This window comes from Limnohabitans sp. Jir72, assembly GCF_003063575.1.
Lineage (GTDB): Bacteria > Pseudomonadota > Gammaproteobacteria > Burkholderiales > Burkholderiaceae_C > Limnohabitans_A.
The window spans coordinates 74,700-88,486 of sequence record NZ_NESC01000011.1 but is presented as its reverse complement, the minus strand read 5'-3'; the positions used below and the strand labels follow the sequence as shown (position 1 = coordinate 88,486).

At 60.2% G+C, this 13,787-nt stretch carries 15 protein-coding genes and 1 pseudogene; 12 read left to right on the top strand and 4 right to left on the bottom strand.

Annotation, left to right across the window (positions count from 1 at the left end):
* The first annotated feature begins 15 nt into the window (after positions 1 to 15).
* Positions 16 to 1,839, top strand: a complete 1,824-nt coding sequence (locus tag B9Z52_RS14865; RefSeq protein WP_108414632.1) for a glutamine--tRNA ligase/YqeY domain fusion protein — start codon at positions 16 to 18, stop codon at positions 1,837 to 1,839.
* A gap of 4 nt (positions 1,840 to 1,843) precedes the next feature.
* Positions 1,844 to 2,731: a GIY-YIG nuclease family protein gene (locus B9Z52_RS14860; RefSeq protein ID WP_108414631.1), complete on the top strand. Its 888-nt coding sequence runs from the start codon at positions 1,844 to 1,846 to the stop codon at positions 2,729 to 2,731.
* Positions 2,732 to 2,800: 69 nt separating this feature from the next.
* Here B9Z52_RS14860 and B9Z52_RS14855 read toward each other — a convergent pair whose 3' ends face one another.
* Together B9Z52_RS14855 and B9Z52_RS14850 are read right to left on the bottom strand one after the other, a co-directional pair.
* Positions 2,801 to 3,685 (bottom strand): BRO family protein, encoded by an 885-nt coding sequence (locus B9Z52_RS14855; RefSeq protein WP_108414630.1) that lies wholly within the window; start codon positions 3,683 to 3,685, stop codon positions 2,801 to 2,803.
* A gap of 115 nt (positions 3,686 to 3,800) precedes the next feature.
* Positions 3,801 to 3,998 (bottom strand): hypothetical protein, encoded by a 198-nt coding sequence (locus B9Z52_RS14850; protein WP_199222114.1) that lies wholly within the window; start codon positions 3,996 to 3,998, stop codon positions 3,801 to 3,803.
* Here B9Z52_RS14850 and B9Z52_RS14845 point away from each other — a divergent pair.
* The 7 genes and pseudogenes from B9Z52_RS14845 to B9Z52_RS14815 form a co-directional block, all read left to right on the top strand.
* A pseudogene (locus tag B9Z52_RS14845) lies at positions 3,992 to 4,105 on the top strand (DUF924 family protein); the annotation flags it as partial. The gene B9Z52_RS14850 and the pseudogene B9Z52_RS14845 sit on opposite strands and share 7 nt — an antisense overlap.
* A gap of 50 nt (positions 4,106 to 4,155) precedes the next feature.
* On the top strand, positions 4,156 to 4,482 hold the full coding sequence (locus B9Z52_RS14840) for a type II toxin-antitoxin system RelE/ParE family toxin (protein WP_108414629.1): 327 nt from the start codon (positions 4,156 to 4,158) through the stop codon (positions 4,480 to 4,482).
* Positions 4,475 to 4,783 (top strand): helix-turn-helix transcriptional regulator, encoded by a 309-nt coding sequence (locus tag B9Z52_RS14835; RefSeq protein WP_233251978.1) that lies wholly within the window; start codon positions 4,475 to 4,477, stop codon positions 4,781 to 4,783. Before B9Z52_RS14840 ends, B9Z52_RS14835 begins: the two co-directional genes overlap by 8 nt.
* A 142-nt stretch (positions 4,784 to 4,925) precedes the next feature.
* Entirely contained in the window at positions 4,926 to 5,393 is a 468-nt protein-coding gene (locus B9Z52_RS14830; protein ID WP_108414627.1) for a helix-turn-helix domain-containing protein, read from the top strand.
* A gap of 12 nt (positions 5,394 to 5,405) precedes the next feature.
* The gene (locus B9Z52_RS14825; RefSeq protein ID WP_108414626.1) at positions 5,406 to 5,999 is read left to right on the top strand and encodes an RES family NAD+ phosphorylase; all 594 of its coding nucleotides are present in this window, start codon (positions 5,406 to 5,408) and stop codon (positions 5,997 to 5,999) included.
* Between the two features lie 3 nt (positions 6,000 to 6,002).
* Positions 6,003 to 6,218 (top strand): addiction module protein, encoded by a 216-nt coding sequence (locus B9Z52_RS14820; RefSeq protein ID WP_108414625.1) that lies wholly within the window; start codon positions 6,003 to 6,005, stop codon positions 6,216 to 6,218.
* A gap of 41 nt (positions 6,219 to 6,259) precedes the next feature.
* Positions 6,260 to 6,886 carry a pyridoxamine 5'-phosphate oxidase family protein gene (locus tag B9Z52_RS14815; protein ID WP_108414655.1) on the top strand — a complete coding sequence of 209 codons (627 nt, stop codon included), beginning with the start codon at positions 6,260 to 6,262 and terminating at the stop codon, positions 6,884 to 6,886.
* Between the two features lie 139 nt (positions 6,887 to 7,025).
* Here B9Z52_RS14815 and B9Z52_RS14810 read toward each other — a convergent pair whose 3' ends face one another.
* Both B9Z52_RS14810 and B9Z52_RS14805 read right to left on the bottom strand, forming a co-directional pair.
* Entirely contained in the window at positions 7,026 to 7,703 is a 678-nt protein-coding gene (locus B9Z52_RS14810) for an SOS response-associated peptidase (RefSeq protein ID WP_108414624.1), read from the bottom strand.
* A 103-nt stretch (positions 7,704 to 7,806) separates the two neighbouring features.
* Complete coding sequence (locus tag B9Z52_RS14805) at positions 7,807 to 8,679, bottom strand: amidohydrolase family protein (RefSeq protein ID WP_108414623.1); 873 nt, start codon at positions 8,677 to 8,679, stop codon at positions 7,807 to 7,809.
* A 452-nt stretch (positions 8,680 to 9,131) separates the two neighbouring features.
* Between B9Z52_RS14805 and B9Z52_RS14800 the strand changes: the two genes are divergently transcribed.
* From B9Z52_RS14800 to B9Z52_RS14790, 3 genes are all read left to right on the top strand, one after another.
* On the top strand, positions 9,132 to 9,938 hold the full coding sequence (locus tag B9Z52_RS14800) for a crotonase/enoyl-CoA hydratase family protein (RefSeq protein WP_108414622.1): 807 nt from the start codon (positions 9,132 to 9,134) through the stop codon (positions 9,936 to 9,938).
* Positions 9,939 to 9,971: 33 nt separating this feature from the next.
* Complete coding sequence (locus B9Z52_RS14795) at positions 9,972 to 11,822, top strand: feruloyl-CoA synthase (protein WP_108414621.1); 1,851 nt, start codon at positions 9,972 to 9,974, stop codon at positions 11,820 to 11,822.
* 191 nt (positions 11,823 to 12,013) lie between these two features.
* Positions 12,014 to 13,264 carry a thiolase family protein gene (locus B9Z52_RS14790; protein WP_108414654.1) on the top strand — a complete coding sequence of 417 codons (1,251 nt, stop codon included), beginning with the start codon at positions 12,014 to 12,016 and terminating at the stop codon, positions 13,262 to 13,264.
* Positions 13,265 to 13,787: the final 523 nt, after the last annotated feature.

Here is a 13,787-nt window from a genome sequence, read left to right as displayed (position 1 = left end):
CTAAAATCTAGCGCTATGAATGCCCCCACCCCCAAAGACACGGCCGACACCAAAGTCAGCAACTTCCTGCGCCAAATCATCGAAAAAGACCTGGAACAAGGCACCTATGCCAGCCGCCGCTGGGCAGGCAGCCCGGGTGATGCCGCGCACCACGCTGCAGGCGAACCCGACCCGGCCAAGATCCGCACCCGCTTCCCGCCCGAGCCCAACGGCTACCTGCATGTGGGCCACGCCAAAAGCATCTGCATCAACTTTGGGCTGGCCAAGGAATACGGCGGCGTGTGCCACCTGCGCTTTGACGACACCAACCCTGAAAAAGAAGACACCGAATACGTCAACAGCATCATCGACGCCGTGAAATGGCTCGGCTTTGACTGGAGCCAACCGGGCAACGACAAGCCCTACCAAGCCAGCGACTACTTCGACTTCATGTACCGCGCCGCCGAAGCGCTGATCGAAGCCGGCTACGCCTATGTGGACGAACAAAGCGCAGAAGACATGCGCGCCAACCGGGGCGACTTTGGCAAACCCGGCGTGGACAGCCCGTACCGCACGCGCAGTACAGCAGAAAACCTGGCGCGCTTCCGCGAGATGCGCGACGGCAAGCTCGATGACGGCGCAGCCGTGCTGCGCGCCAAGATCGACATGGCCTCGCCCAACATCAACCTGCGCGACCCGGCCATCTACCGCATCCGCCGAGCCACCCACCACCACACGGGCGACAAATGGTGCATCTACCCGATGTACACCTTTGCCCACCCCATTGAAGACGCGCTGGAGCAAATCACCCACAGCATCTGCACGCTGGAGTTTGAAGACCAGCGCCCGTTTTACGACTGGCTGATGGAGCGCCTGTGCGAATGCAAGCTGCTGGCAGCACCCAGCCCCAAACAATACGAATTTGCCCGCCTGAACCTGACCTATGTGATCACCAGCAAACGCAAGCTGGCGCAACTGGTGAATGAAGGCAAAGTCAGCGGCTGGGACGACCCGCGCATGCCCACAATAGTGGGCCTGCGCCGCCGGGGCTACACGCCTGAGAGCCTGCGCCTGTTTGCCGACCGCATTGGCGTGACCAAAAGCGACAGCTGGATCGACTACAGCACGCTCGAAGGGTGCCTCCGCGAAGACCTGGAAAACAAAGCCCACCGCGGCATGGCCGTGCTCGACCCCGTCAAGCTGGTGCTGACCAACTGGGCCGAAGCCTTTGGCACAGACGACTACACCGAAGCCTGCACCCAACCCGCCCTGCCCCACAGCGCGATTGCCGAAGGCCAAACGCCCCCCGAAAACTCAAATGTTCAGCGCACCTTCCTGATCGGCAAAGAAGTGTGGATCGAGCGCGAAGACTTTGAAGAAGTGCCGCCCAAGGGCTACAAGCGATTGTTCCCCGGCAACGTGGTGCGCCTGAAAGGCGGCTACGTGATCGAATGCACAGGCTGCGCACGCGACGCGGCGGGCAACGTGACCGAAGTGCACGCCAAAGTGATCCCCGGCACCAAGAGCGGCACCCCCGGCGCCGACAGCGTCAAAGCCAAAGCCGCCATCACCTGGGTGGCCGTGGCCGACGGCGTGCAAGCCGAGGTTCGCCTGTACGACCGCCTGTTTGCCGAAGCACACCCCGACGCGGGCGGCAAAGACTTCTTGCAATCGCTCAACCCGGACAGCTTGAAGGTCGTCACCGCTTATGTGGAGCCATCATTGGCCCAAGCGCAGCCAGACCAGAAGTTTCAGTTTGAGCGCTTTGGGTACTTTGTAGCGGACCGCCTGGATCATGTGGAGGGAGCCAAGCCGGTGTTTAACCGGGTGACGGGGTTGAAGGACAGCTGGGGCAAGTGATTCGATGAGCCGCCCGCAGACCATCCAAATTTTCCTCCCATCAGGCGACCCACGCGGCATGCGCGTGGCCGAAATCACAACCCGCATTGTTCGTGTGATCGAGGTGCCGCGCAGCCAACTGGCCGACTTCCTGAAGATGCCAGAGGCCCAGCAAGTGGGTATGTACTTTTTGATGGGCGAATTGTCTGAGGCGGGTTTACCTCGCTCTTACATCGGACAGTCCGGCAGTGTGGGCAAGCGCTTGGAGCAACACCATCAAAACAAAGATTTTTGGAACCGAGCTTTCGTGGTCATCTCGCTGACCAACAGCTTGACGCAAACGCATGCATTGTTTTTGGAATGGCTTGCCATTGCAGAAGCCACAAAGGCAGGACGTTATGGTCTAGAGAATGGCAACACCGGTTCGCAGCCCTACACACCTGCTCCTTTGCAAGCGGATTGTCATGAGATTCACGAAACCGCAGCCACTTTGTTGGCCACGTTGGGTCAGCCCATTTTTGAACCCTTGACCAGTGCCCCAACCGCCAAAGGCATCGTCGAATTGTTCTACTGCAAGGGCTCGGGGGCCGACGGCGTGGGCGAATACACCACCGAAGGTTTTGTGGTGCACAAAGGTTCGAAGGGGCGAGCAGAGATCGTTCCTTCAATTCAGGGAACTTCTCACGAGCGCATGCGCAGCCAATTGATTACGGAAGGCGTTCTGACAGAAAACGCTGGCTGTGCTGGATCTCTGCTGGTTTTCACACGCGACCACCTGTTTTCAAGCCCCAGTACCGCCGCCATGGCAGTCATGGGCCGATCAGCCAATGGCTGGGTCGAATGGAAAACAGCGGCAGGCAAGACTTTGGATGAGGTCAAGCGACAGGGTGTCATCAGTACAAATGATGACTGACCACAAAGCGCCTTGAGCTTTAAAGCAGAAACTCGGTGGTTTGATCACGCATTGTGGGCTTGTGCCTGTTCATGCCTTGCCGCCTGCTTTTTTGCTGGGATTCTGCGCCAAGGCCCGCAGCTGCTTGGCGTTTTGCGGGCTCACCAGCTTTTTGCCCGTTTCGGCCTCCAGCTTGAGTCGCGCCTGCCGGGCCACGCCGCCGCCGCGCTTGGCCACATCTTCGTGGTCGTCCAGCGTTTGCGGCTGCACGGCCTCTGAAATTTCCTTGGTGGACAGCTCGGCCAGCATGCTCATGATCAATTCTTTGTTGGTCATGTTGTCGCGCAGGTTTTCTTTTTTCAGGCCCTTGTGCTGCTTGTATTCCTTGGCGGTTTTGTCGGCCCAGGTTTTGTAAATCACGTCGGTCAAAAAGGCGAACTGTGGCCCTTCTTGCAAGCCGTGCTTTTTCCACTCGTCGGTCAGCTCCTTGCGGATCTCGATGCTCTTGAGCCGCTGGTTGATCCAGTTGTCTGTGTACCCCAGGCGCTTGTAGTCGCGCATGGCCTGCTCGATGCTCAGCTCCGGGTCTTGCAGCTGGTCCAGGCGCTGGCTGCCCACTTCGGCCAGCCAGAGCTTGAAGGGTTCGGCCCGCTTGCTGGGGATGGACTGGATGAGCCGCAAGATTTGCTCGGTGTCGGCCACATCGGTCAGGTATTTTTTGCCATCGGCGGCGGGCAATTTCAGTTGGTTAGTGGCACTAACCAACTGACTGCCTTCGGCGATCAGCTTGTTCTTGAGCCACTTCCAATAGTTGCGCACCTTTTTGTAGTCGGGCTGGTCGGTCAGCACGGCCACCACGTCCAGCACCGAAAACCACCATTTCTCAGCCTCGGCATCCCATTCGCTACGGATGTGCTGCGACTCGAACAGCTTGATTTTGCTGTCGGCGCCGAACTTGTCGTGGATGCTCGCCATGCTGAAACCTTGTTGTTGTTTGGGGTGAATTGGGGGCGTTGAGTTTGGCTGTTTAAATCACCCGCAGGGCTGGCAAGCATATCAAGGCCAAGGCTCAATCCGTGAGCTTTTCGGTTCATTCATGCGTCGATGGTGCCAACGGGCGTTGCAGCTGGGCCAGCGCGGCGTCTGCTTCAAACCTGCGGCCTGCGGTGATGTCGGCCAGGCCACGCTTGGCGTCGTCGATCAACAGCAGATGGATGCGTTCGCGCTCCAGGCGGTCGTAGTAGTCCAGTCGGTCAGAGTCGGCGAGTCCGCCCTGATGCACACACAAGCCACAACGAGCGCTTTGGCCGCTACCCCCACCGCAACGCGATCCTGGGCCGCCAGTCCACGCCCGAGGAGCTGGCGTTTTTGAGAGAGCCGGGATCGGGGTTTTGAGCTTCAAAGCGTCGTCCATTTATTAGCAAATGTGCTAACATCTTTTCCCCATGAACTGGTCCATCACCTACTTCAATGACAAAGTCCGGCGCGAGGTGATGTCCATGCCTGCTGGCATCGTTGCAGACTATGTGCGCCTCACAGATGCGATGGCCGTTCACGGTGCGGACCTTCGCATGCCCCACTCCAAAGCGATGGGCAACGGACTGTTTGAATTGCGCCCCAAGGGGCCAGAAGGTATTGGGCGGGTGTTTTACTGCACGCAGGTGGGCAGATCCATCGTGGTGCTGCACTCGTTCGTGAAAAAGACACAAGAGACCCCGGACGCTGAGCTTAGGCTGGCCCGTAAACGACTGAAGGATGTGCAACATGGCTGAAACTGGCTACAAACCCGTGCCGCATGACGCGGCTTTTCGCAAAGCACTGCTGGCCAAGCCTGGCGTGCAAAAGGCGTTTGACGATCTGGAAGAGGAATACACCGCATTGCATGCCATGCTGGAAGCACGTCAAGCTGCAGGCCTGACCCAAGCCGAAGTGGCCATTCGCATGGGAACGACTGTGTCCGCCGTGTCCAGGCTGGAGGCGTCTTTGCGCAGCGAAAAACATTCGCCCTCGTTCGCCACACTGCGCAAATACGCGCAGGCTTGTGGCAAAAAATTGGTGATCCAGATGGTGTAACGCGGTATGACGGCAACACCAAAGGCTTACGCAACGAACCAACTTTACGAAATTAACAAGTCATCCTAAAATTATGGGGCCGGCATGTCGTTTGCTGGCCCCGTTTTGTTTGGTAACAGGCGGCAACTGGAAGCTTCACACCATGAACACGCTCACCTTCCCCCTTTCGACCGTCCCGGAAATTCCCCGTGACAAAGCCAGCGGCCAAGACCCTTATGCCTCAGAAGCGCAAACCAATGCGCTGCTGCGCTTTGGTGCGCAGTACCGGCTGCAACGCATTCAGGCCGCTGACATGATCACCACCGACGAAGCTGCCGCCCTGTCGGGCACCACCCGCGTGACCATGAACGCCTGGATCAAAAGCGGCCGCTGCATTGGCGTGTCGCACCTGCGCCGGGGCTACAAGCTGCCCCGCTGGCAGTTCGAGCCGTTCATCTTTCCGGTCATCGCGCCCATGGCTGCGGCCTTGGCCTCGACCGACGGCTGGCAATTGCTGGCTTTCTTGGAAAGCCCGCACCCGGCACTGGACGGCCAGTCACCCCGCACCGCGCTGGAGCAAGGCACAGCCGCCCAGCGCGTGATCAATCTGGCCACGGCAGAGGGGCATTGACCGCCTCTTTCCATGAAATTCAAAGACCTGCATCCACCCATTCTTGAGCTGGCCCCGGGCCAGACGTTTCACCGCGTGCAGCTGACGCGTGCGCGCAAAACCAGCGTGCGCATCAACGGCTTGTTGTTGGCACCCACCGGTTTGCAATCGGGGCGTTTTTGTTTGCCATCCGAGCCCACGGCCTATCTGGCCGACAGCGAGCACACAGCGCTCTATGAGTCGATCTTTCGGCGCGATGTGCACAGCCGCTCGCTCGACGAATTGGCCCGTAAGTCGCTGGTGACGTTCACCACCAAAGGCAGTTTGCGTTTGGCCGATGTGCGGGCGCTGGCCGAGCCCTACCCCGTGCTTCAAGCCCAACGGATCGCCATCACCCAAGCCTTTGCCCAAGAGTGCCGTGCCCAGCAACTGGACGGCATCGTCTATGCATCGGCCCAGCACCCGCTGCATTCGTGCCTTGCGCTGTTCGCGTCGGGCATGGCGCAGGTGAAGAAAGTCGTATCCCTGCCGCTGGTCAAACCGGGTACTCGGCAACTGCTGACATGCGTAAGCGATGCCGCAAGGCGTTCTGGTGTTCCCCTGATGGACTTCGCTGACATGGAATGAGCAATGAACCACAACATCAAAAAACTCCGGGATCACACTCCACCATCGGTTTCTCAAGAGCGAGGCACTCAGGACGATCGAACACCAGAAACACAAGGACTCTCCATCGATGTCCAGTGGGGACTCGAAGCAGAGTCCCGTCTGGCGGCATATCGAAGCGGGAAGGTTGAAGCTACGCCTTTGGAAGCAGTGCTTGCCAAATACCCAAAATGGGCATGAACCAACCCAATTTGGGTATGCCCAACAATTCAACTCCGCCCATGACCACCCATCACATCACCACCCTCCCCGCCCTGCGCCAGCTCTACGGCCCTGCCCGTGAGCGTTCGCTCAAAAAGGAAATTCCGGCGCTGGACGCGCATGCGGTGCGGTTCATTGGCTTGTCGCCCTTTGTGGTGCTGGCCAGCAGCGATGCGGATGGGCACATGGACGCATCGCCTCGCGGGGGCGATGCGGGTTTCGTCAAGGTGCTCGGCACGCAGACGCTGCTGGTGCACGATGCGCCGGGCAACAACCGCCTCGACACGCTGGAGAACATCATCGCCACCGGCCGCTTGGGCGCTTTGTTCATGGTGCCGGGCTTTGACGAGACTTTGCGGGTGAATGGCCGCGCTGTGCTGTCCACCGACCCGGCCGACTTGGCCCTGTGTGCCGATGCGCGGCGCACGCCCGCGCTGGTGATCCGCCTGTCGGTGGAGTCGGTGTATTTGCATTGCGCCAAGGCTTTCATGCGCTCGGGCTTGTGGGATGCCTCGCGCCACATCGACCGGGCGCAAATGCCCAGCATGGCCGAGATGATGCGTGACCAGATCCGCACCCTCGAGGGCGAAGAGATCGAGATCGAAACCCAGGCCCAGATGCTGGTGCGCTACCGGCAGTCACTGTGAAAACGTCAAACGGCGAATGGCCAGAAGTTGTTACGCGCTTCTGTGAATGAAGCTGTGGACAACTGCAGGGATATCCGCGTGAACCCTTAAACCATGCGGTCTGCCACGGACTGCCTTTTAAACAGGCAGCCGAAGCGTCTTATTTTTTCTGCACCGGATTGGCCAACAGCAAGTTGGCCGGGTAGGCCCGCATGAATTCACGCGCTTTGTCGATCGGTGCGCTCAGCCAAGCGGACCAAGCGCCTTCGTTCAAGATGGCGGGCATGCGTTTTTCGTTGCCGTTTTGGCCATAGCGGTTCATCAGCGCGTGGCTGTTGGCGTTGACCGTCAGCAAGGTGAAGCTGGTGATTTCTTCCCCGTCTTTGGTCCAGTGCTCCCACAAACCAGCCACGCCCATGGGTTTGCCGTCCACGCGGGCGATGCGGGTGGGCACGGCTTTGCCGCTGCGCCAGTCGTCTTCAAAAAACGCCTGCATGGGGATGATGCAGCGCTGGCCTTGTAGCCATGTACCGCGCGTGGGCGTGGCGGTGCTCATGGTTTCGTAGCGGGTCACGGCCAGTTTGGTCGAGCGCAGTTTGGCGTCTGACGCCGATTTGACCCAGGTGGGCACCAGACCGAACTGGCCTTGGGCCAGCTCCAGCACCACAGGCGGTGCTGCTTCATCGGGTGCAGTGGGTGCATCGGTGTGTGCCTTGCGGATGAAAAAGCCTTGTTTGCGTGGCCAAACTTCTTTGTCCAGCAGGGTTTCGGGGGCCGAGACGCCAAAGGCCTCGGCATAAAGGTCAGCGCTTTTCAGGCATTCGTATTGGGAACTCATGCAGGGGATGCTAACCCACACAACGGTGGGGACAGCCGCTTGTCGGAGCCCAAGCGCTGACAAAACAGTAAAGCCACCGCCAAAGACTGTGTCGCCTGAAAACTCAGGCGGTTTTGTCGAGCCCGAGCAAACGCACCGCGTTGTCTTTCAAGATGCCTGGCATCACCTCGGGGCGAAAGCCTGCCACTTCAAAGTCTTTCATCCAGCGCTCGGGCGTGATGAGCGGGTAGTCGCTGCCAAACAAGATGCGGTCTTTGAGCAGGGTGTTGGCGTACTGGATCAACTGCTTGGGAAAGTACTTGGGGCTCCAACCCGACAGGTCGATCCACACATTGGGCTTGTGTGTGGCCACGCTCAGGGCCTCGTCTTGCCACGGGAAGCTGGGGTGCGCCATGACGATCTGCATGTCGGGCCAGTCGATCGCCACGTCGTCCAGGTGCATGGGGTTGCTGTAGGCCAGTCGCAAGCCACCACCGCAGCGCATGCCCGAGCCAATGCCGCTGTGTCCGGTGTGAAAGATCGCGGGCAGCTTGTATTCATTGATCACGTCGTAAATGGGCCAGGCCATCTTGTCGTAAGGGTGGTAGCCCTGCACCGTGGGATGAAACTTGAAACCTTTGATGCCTTCTTCTTTGATCAGGCGTTCGGCCTCGCGGGCGCCCATCTTGCCCTTGTGCGGGTCGATGCTCGCAAAGGCAATCATCATGTCGCTGTTGTCGCGTGCGGCCTTGGCAATCTCTTCATTGGGAATGCGCCGACGCCCCAGCTGCGATTCGCTGTCCACGGTGAACATGACCAAACCGATCTTCTTCTCACGGTAGTAGGCCACGGTTTCGTCGATGGTCGGGCGGCGGTTGCTGCCAAAGAACTTGTCAGCAGCGCGGTCGTATTCCTCACCGTAGTTGTCAAAGGGGTTCCAGCAGCTCACTTCGGCGTGGGTGTGGATGTCGATGGCGATCAGGTCTTGGTGTTTCATGGGTTTCCTTGTCGGCAAATATGAACGAACAATAGCCGATGCCTGCCGCCGCTCAGGTCACCAGCAAGACCACCCCCTTTGCGCAGGCCAAGCCTATCGCCCCATGAATGCCAGCCCATCGCCCACGGGGTGGGCTCCTACAACAAGCCCATCGCCCACGGGGTGGGCTCCTACAACAAACCCATCGCCCACAGGGTGGGCTCTTACGACGGCACAAGCAATGGCCTGGGTGGCTGTTTGTAGGAGCCCACCCCTGTGGGCGATTTTGGGCATCGCGCCAATGCATGCAATCGCCCACGGGGTGGGCTCCTACAAAAGGCAAGCAAAAGTCACGTGTCAAGCCGCAACTCTAGGGAAAACACCAAGCAAGAAAGCACCACCGACTGGTCACAATATCGTTATCAATAATAACCTTCTTGACCTTCTGGTCAAGCCATTTGAGAGACCCACCGATGACCCCGCAAAGCAATCCCATCCTTGATCGTGCAGCCGCCAATGGCGTTGTTTTGGAGATGCAAGGCGCTGTGGCCGTGGTGCGTCTGTGCCGCCCGGCCAAGCGCAATGCGCTGAACGATGGCCTGATCGAAGCCCTGCGCGATGTGTTCCAAAACCTGCCCCCAGAGGCCGGTGCGGCCGTCATCCACGGTGAAGGCGACCACTTTTGCGCCGGTCTGGACCTGTCCGAACTCAAAGAGCGCGATGCCGGTGAAGGCATTCACCACTCACGCAGCTGGCATGTGGCCCTGAACGCCGTTGAGCAAGGCCGCGTGCCCGTGGTCGCAGCCCTGCACGGCGCGGTGGTCGGTGGTGGCCTGGAGCTGGCCAGTGCCTCACACATCCGCGTAGCCGATGAGAGCACTTTTTACGCCCTGCCCGAAGGCACACGCGGCATCTTTGTGGGCGGCGGCGGCTCGGTGCGTGTGCCCAAACTGATTGGCGCAGCCCGCATGACCGACATGATGCTCACGGGCCGCGTGTACAACGCGCAAGACGGCGAACGCGTGGGCTTTGCGCAATACCTGGTGCCCACCGGCACGGCTTTGACCAAGGCCATTGAGCTGGCCGCCCGCATTGCCACCAATGCGCCCCTGACCAACTTCGCCCTGACCCACGCCCTGCCCCGCATTGCCGAACAGCCTGCAGACCACGGCCTGTTCACCGAAGCGCTGATGGCCTCGATTGCCCAGGCCGCGCCTGAGGCCAAAGCCCGTGTGCGTGCTTTCCTCGAAGGCAAGGCGGCCAAAGTGCAAAAGAGCTGAGTCAACACTCAAAGAAGAACAACGGAGACAAGCATGAACGCCCCCCAATTCCGCCCCCTGAAGTTCGGCGTGACCCGCGTCACGCTGCGCGATGGTGCACCTGGCACCCACTACCTCAAAGCCGATCAGGAACTGCAGCCCTTTGCCGAGCGCATGACCGACCGCCTGCAACACTGGGCTGAAACCCAGCCAGACCACACGTTCATGGCACGCCGTGTCAAGCAAGCCGACGGCAGCACTGGCGACTGGAAACACATCAGCTACGCACAAGCCTGGCAGACCGCACGCAGCATTGCGCAAGGCCTGATCGACCGGGGTCTGAACGCCGAGCGTCCCGTGGTCATCTTGAGCGAGAACAGCCTGGAACACGCCCTGCTGGCCTTGGGGGCCATGGTCGCAGGCGTGCCCTTTGTGCCCACCTCGCCACCCTACTCGCTGGTCAGCGTCGACTACGACAAGCTCAAGCATGTGCTCAAAACCGTCACGCCTGGCATGGTGTTCGCCACCGACGCGCGCTACGCCAAAGCCATTGCCGCCACGGTGAGTGAGGACATGGAAGTGGTGATGTGTGATGGCGCTGTGGAAGGCCGGCAAGTCACAACGTTCGAGAGCCTGTGCGCCACCACCGCCACGCCAGCCGTGGACGCCGCCATTGCTGCCACCGGCCCCGACACCATCGTCAAGTTTTTGTTCACCAGCGGCTCGACCAAGTTGCCCAAAGCCGTCATCAACACCCAGCGCCTGTGGTGCGCCAACCAGCAGCAAATGGCGCAGTCCATGCCGGTGCTGGCCGAAAAAGAATTGGTGCTGGTCGACTGGCTGCCGTGGAACCACACCTTCGGTGGCAACCACAACGTGGGCATGACGATCTACCACGGCGGCACGCTCTACATTGACGACGGCAAGCCCACCCCCGCACTGATTGGCGAGACCTTGCGCAACCTGCGCGAGATCGCGCCCACGGTCTACTTCAACGTGCCCACCGGCTTTGAAGCGATCGCCCACGCGATGAAAACCGACGATCAACTGCGCAAGACCTTGCTGTCACGCGTGCAGATGTTCTTTTATGCCGGTGCCGCCTTGGCCCAGCCGATTTGGGACAGCCTGTACGAATCGCAAGAACGCGAAGTTGGAGAACGCATCGTCATGGGCACGGGTCTCGGCATGACCGAGTCCGGGCCGTTCGGCATCTTCGTGACCAACCCCTTTGTGCAAGCGGGCGACCTGGGCGTGCCCACCCCCGGCTTGGAACTCAAGCTGGTGGACATGCAAGGCAAGACCGAAGTGCGGTACCGTGGCCCCAACATCACGCCGGGCTACTGGCGCAACCCGGAAGAAACCGCTGGTGCCTTTGACGAAGAAGGCTTCTTCAAGACGGGCGACGCGGTCAAGTGGATCGACGAGACCGATGTGCATTTGGGCCTGAAGTTTGACGGCCGCATTGCCGAAGACTTCAAACTGGCCACCGGCACCTTCGTGAGTGTGGGCCCGCTGCGCGGCAAGATCATCGCGGCCGGAGCGCCCTACATTCAAGACGCGGTGCTGACGGGCATCAACATGAAAGAAGTCGGGGCCATGATTTTCCCGACGCCTGCTGTGCGCGCTTTGAGCGGTCTGGGCGTTGATGTGCCTTTGTCCGAAGTGCTCGCCTCAGCCCCGGTGCTGGCCAAGTTTCAGGAGATCGTCAACGCGTTGGCCAAAACCGGCACCGGCAGCGCCAACCGCATTGCCCGCCTGTGCTTGCTGAGCGAGCCGCCGACGATTGACAAGGGCGAGATCACCGACAAGGGCTCGATCAACCAACGCTCGGTGCTCACCCACCGCGCCGACACCGTGGCGGCGCTGCACGAAGGCACGCTGCACTACATCGTGAAACCCCAATGAACCCCTTGTAGGAGCCCACCCCTGTGGGCGATTCGCCGCCGGATACATCGCCCACGGGGTGGGCTCCTACAAAAAACCAAAACACCACAATGACACCCCTGTAGGAGCCCACCCCTGTGGGCGATTCGCCGCCGGATACACAGCAAGCCATCGCCCACGGGGTGGGCTCCTACAAAAACAGAAAGACAACTATGGCTTCCAAAGGATTTTTCAACGCGTTTGCCGATGTGTGGATGCACGAAGGCGTGCGCACGCCCATGGTGGACTATTGCGGCGCTCTCGGCCACATCTCGCCCACAGACTTGGGCATCAAGGCGGCACGCGAAGCTTTGAAGCGTGCAGGCATTGCCCCCACCGAGATTGGCTCGGTCATCACCGGCAACATGGCCCCTGGCGACTTTGACCAATTCTTCTTGCCCCGCCACATTGGTTTGTATGCCGGCGTGCCGCAAGAAGTGCCCGCCATCATGACCCAGCGCATTTGCGGCACCGGCTTTGAACTGTTCCGCCAAGCGGGCGAGCAGATCGAAGCGGGCGTTTGCGACGCCGCACTGGTGGTGGGCACCGAGAGCATGACGCGCAACCCGATTGCCGCCTTTGACCACCGCACCGGTTTCAAGCTGGGTGCACCCGTGGGCTTCAAAGACTACATGTGGGAAGCGCTGAAAGATCCGGCCGCAGGCATCAACATGATCCAGACGGCCGAGAACTTGGCCAAAAAGTACAACATCACCCGCGAAGAGGTGGACCAGTTCGCGTCCGACTCGTTTGCCAAGGCCGTGGCCGCACAAGCCGCCGGTTTTCATGCCGGTGAAATCGTGCCCGTGGTCACCGAAAAATTTGAACTCGAAGGCTACAAAGCCCGTGGCATCAAGCTGCAAGGCAAGGTCACCGAAGTGGCCACCGACACGCACCCCCGCATCTCGCCGCCCGAAGTGCTGGCCAAGCTCAAATCTGTTTACGAAGGCGGCGTGCAGACCGGCGGCAACAGCTCGGCCCTGGTCGATGCTGCTGCGGCCTGTGTGGTCACGTCCGGTGCTTACGCCAAAGCGCAAGGCAAAAAGCCGCTGGCCCGCGTGGTCGCGGCAGCGGCTGTGGGCGTACCACCCGAGATCATGGGCATTGGCCCCGCACCCGCCATTCGCTTGCTGCTGGAGCGCACAGGCCTCAAGCTGTCCGACATTGGCCGCTTCGAAATCAACGAAGCCCAAGGCGCTCAAACCCTGGCCGTGGGCCGCGAGCTCGGCCTGGATTTGTCCAAGCTCAACGTCAACGGCGGCGCGATCGCCTTGGGCCACCCCCTGGCCGCCACCGGCGTGCGCTTGACCATCACGCTGGCGCGTGAACTGAAACGCAGCGGTTTGCGCTACGGCATCTCCAGTGCCTGCGTGGGCGGTGGGCAAGGCATTGCGCTGCTGATCGAAAACCCCGAAGCCATATGACCCCTTGTAGGAGCCCACCCTGTGGGTGATGGGCGTGGTACACGCCCTCGAATACCATCGCCCACGGGGTGGGCTCCTACAACAACAACAGCAGATTCGCACTGATCCAACACATTTGAACCCTCTGTAGGAGCCCACCCTGTGGGCGATGGGCGTGGCACACGCCGTCTAATACCATCGCCCACGGGGGTGGGCTCCTACAACAACAACAGCAAATTCGCACTGATCCAACACATTTGAACCCTTTGTAGGAGCCCACCCTGTGGGCGATGGGCGTGGTACACGCCCTCAAATGCCATCGCCCACGGGGTGGGCTCCTACAACAACAACAGCAAATTCGCACTGATCCAACACATTTGAACCCTTTGTAGGAGCCCACCCTGTGGGCGATGGGCGTGGTACACGCCCTCAAATGCCATCGCCCACGGGGTGGGCTCCTACAACAACAACAGCAGACTCGCACTGATCAAACACATTTGAACCCTTTGTAGGAGCCCACCCTGTGGGCGATGGGCGTGGTACA

Coding starts and splice junctions, on each gene's coding strand:
- B9Z52_RS14865 (WP_108414632.1), top strand. CDS start 16: ATGAATGCCCCCACCCCCAAAGACACGGCCGACACCAAAGTCAGCAAC.
- B9Z52_RS14860 (WP_108414631.1), top strand. CDS start 1,844: ATGAGCCGCCCGCAGACCATCCAAATTTTCCTCCCATCAGGCGACCCA.
- B9Z52_RS14855 (WP_108414630.1), bottom strand. CDS start 3,685: ATGGCGAGCATCCACGACAAGTTCGGCGCCGACAGCAAAATCAAGCTG.
- B9Z52_RS14840 (WP_108414629.1), top strand. CDS start 4,156: ATGAACTGGTCCATCACCTACTTCAATGACAAAGTCCGGCGCGAGGTG.
- B9Z52_RS14835 (WP_233251978.1), top strand. CDS start 4,475: ATGGCTGAAACTGGCTACAAACCCGTGCCGCATGACGCGGCTTTTCGC.
- B9Z52_RS14830 (WP_108414627.1), top strand. CDS start 4,926: ATGAACACGCTCACCTTCCCCCTTTCGACCGTCCCGGAAATTCCCCGT.
- B9Z52_RS14825 (WP_108414626.1), top strand. CDS start 5,406: ATGAAATTCAAAGACCTGCATCCACCCATTCTTGAGCTGGCCCCGGGC.
- B9Z52_RS14820 (WP_108414625.1), top strand. CDS start 6,003: ATGAACCACAACATCAAAAAACTCCGGGATCACACTCCACCATCGGTT.
- B9Z52_RS14815 (WP_108414655.1), top strand. CDS start 6,260: ATGACCACCCATCACATCACCACCCTCCCCGCCCTGCGCCAGCTCTAC.
- B9Z52_RS14810 (WP_108414624.1), bottom strand. CDS start 7,703: ATGAGTTCCCAATACGAATGCCTGAAAAGCGCTGACCTTTATGCCGAG.
- B9Z52_RS14805 (WP_108414623.1), bottom strand. CDS start 8,679: ATGAAACACCAAGACCTGATCGCCATCGACATCCACACCCACGCCGAA.
- B9Z52_RS14800 (WP_108414622.1), top strand. CDS start 9,132: ATGACCCCGCAAAGCAATCCCATCCTTGATCGTGCAGCCGCCAATGGC.
- B9Z52_RS14795 (WP_108414621.1), top strand. CDS start 9,972: ATGAACGCCCCCCAATTCCGCCCCCTGAAGTTCGGCGTGACCCGCGTC.
- B9Z52_RS14790 (WP_108414654.1), top strand. CDS start 12,014: ATGGCTTCCAAAGGATTTTTCAACGCGTTTGCCGATGTGTGGATGCAC.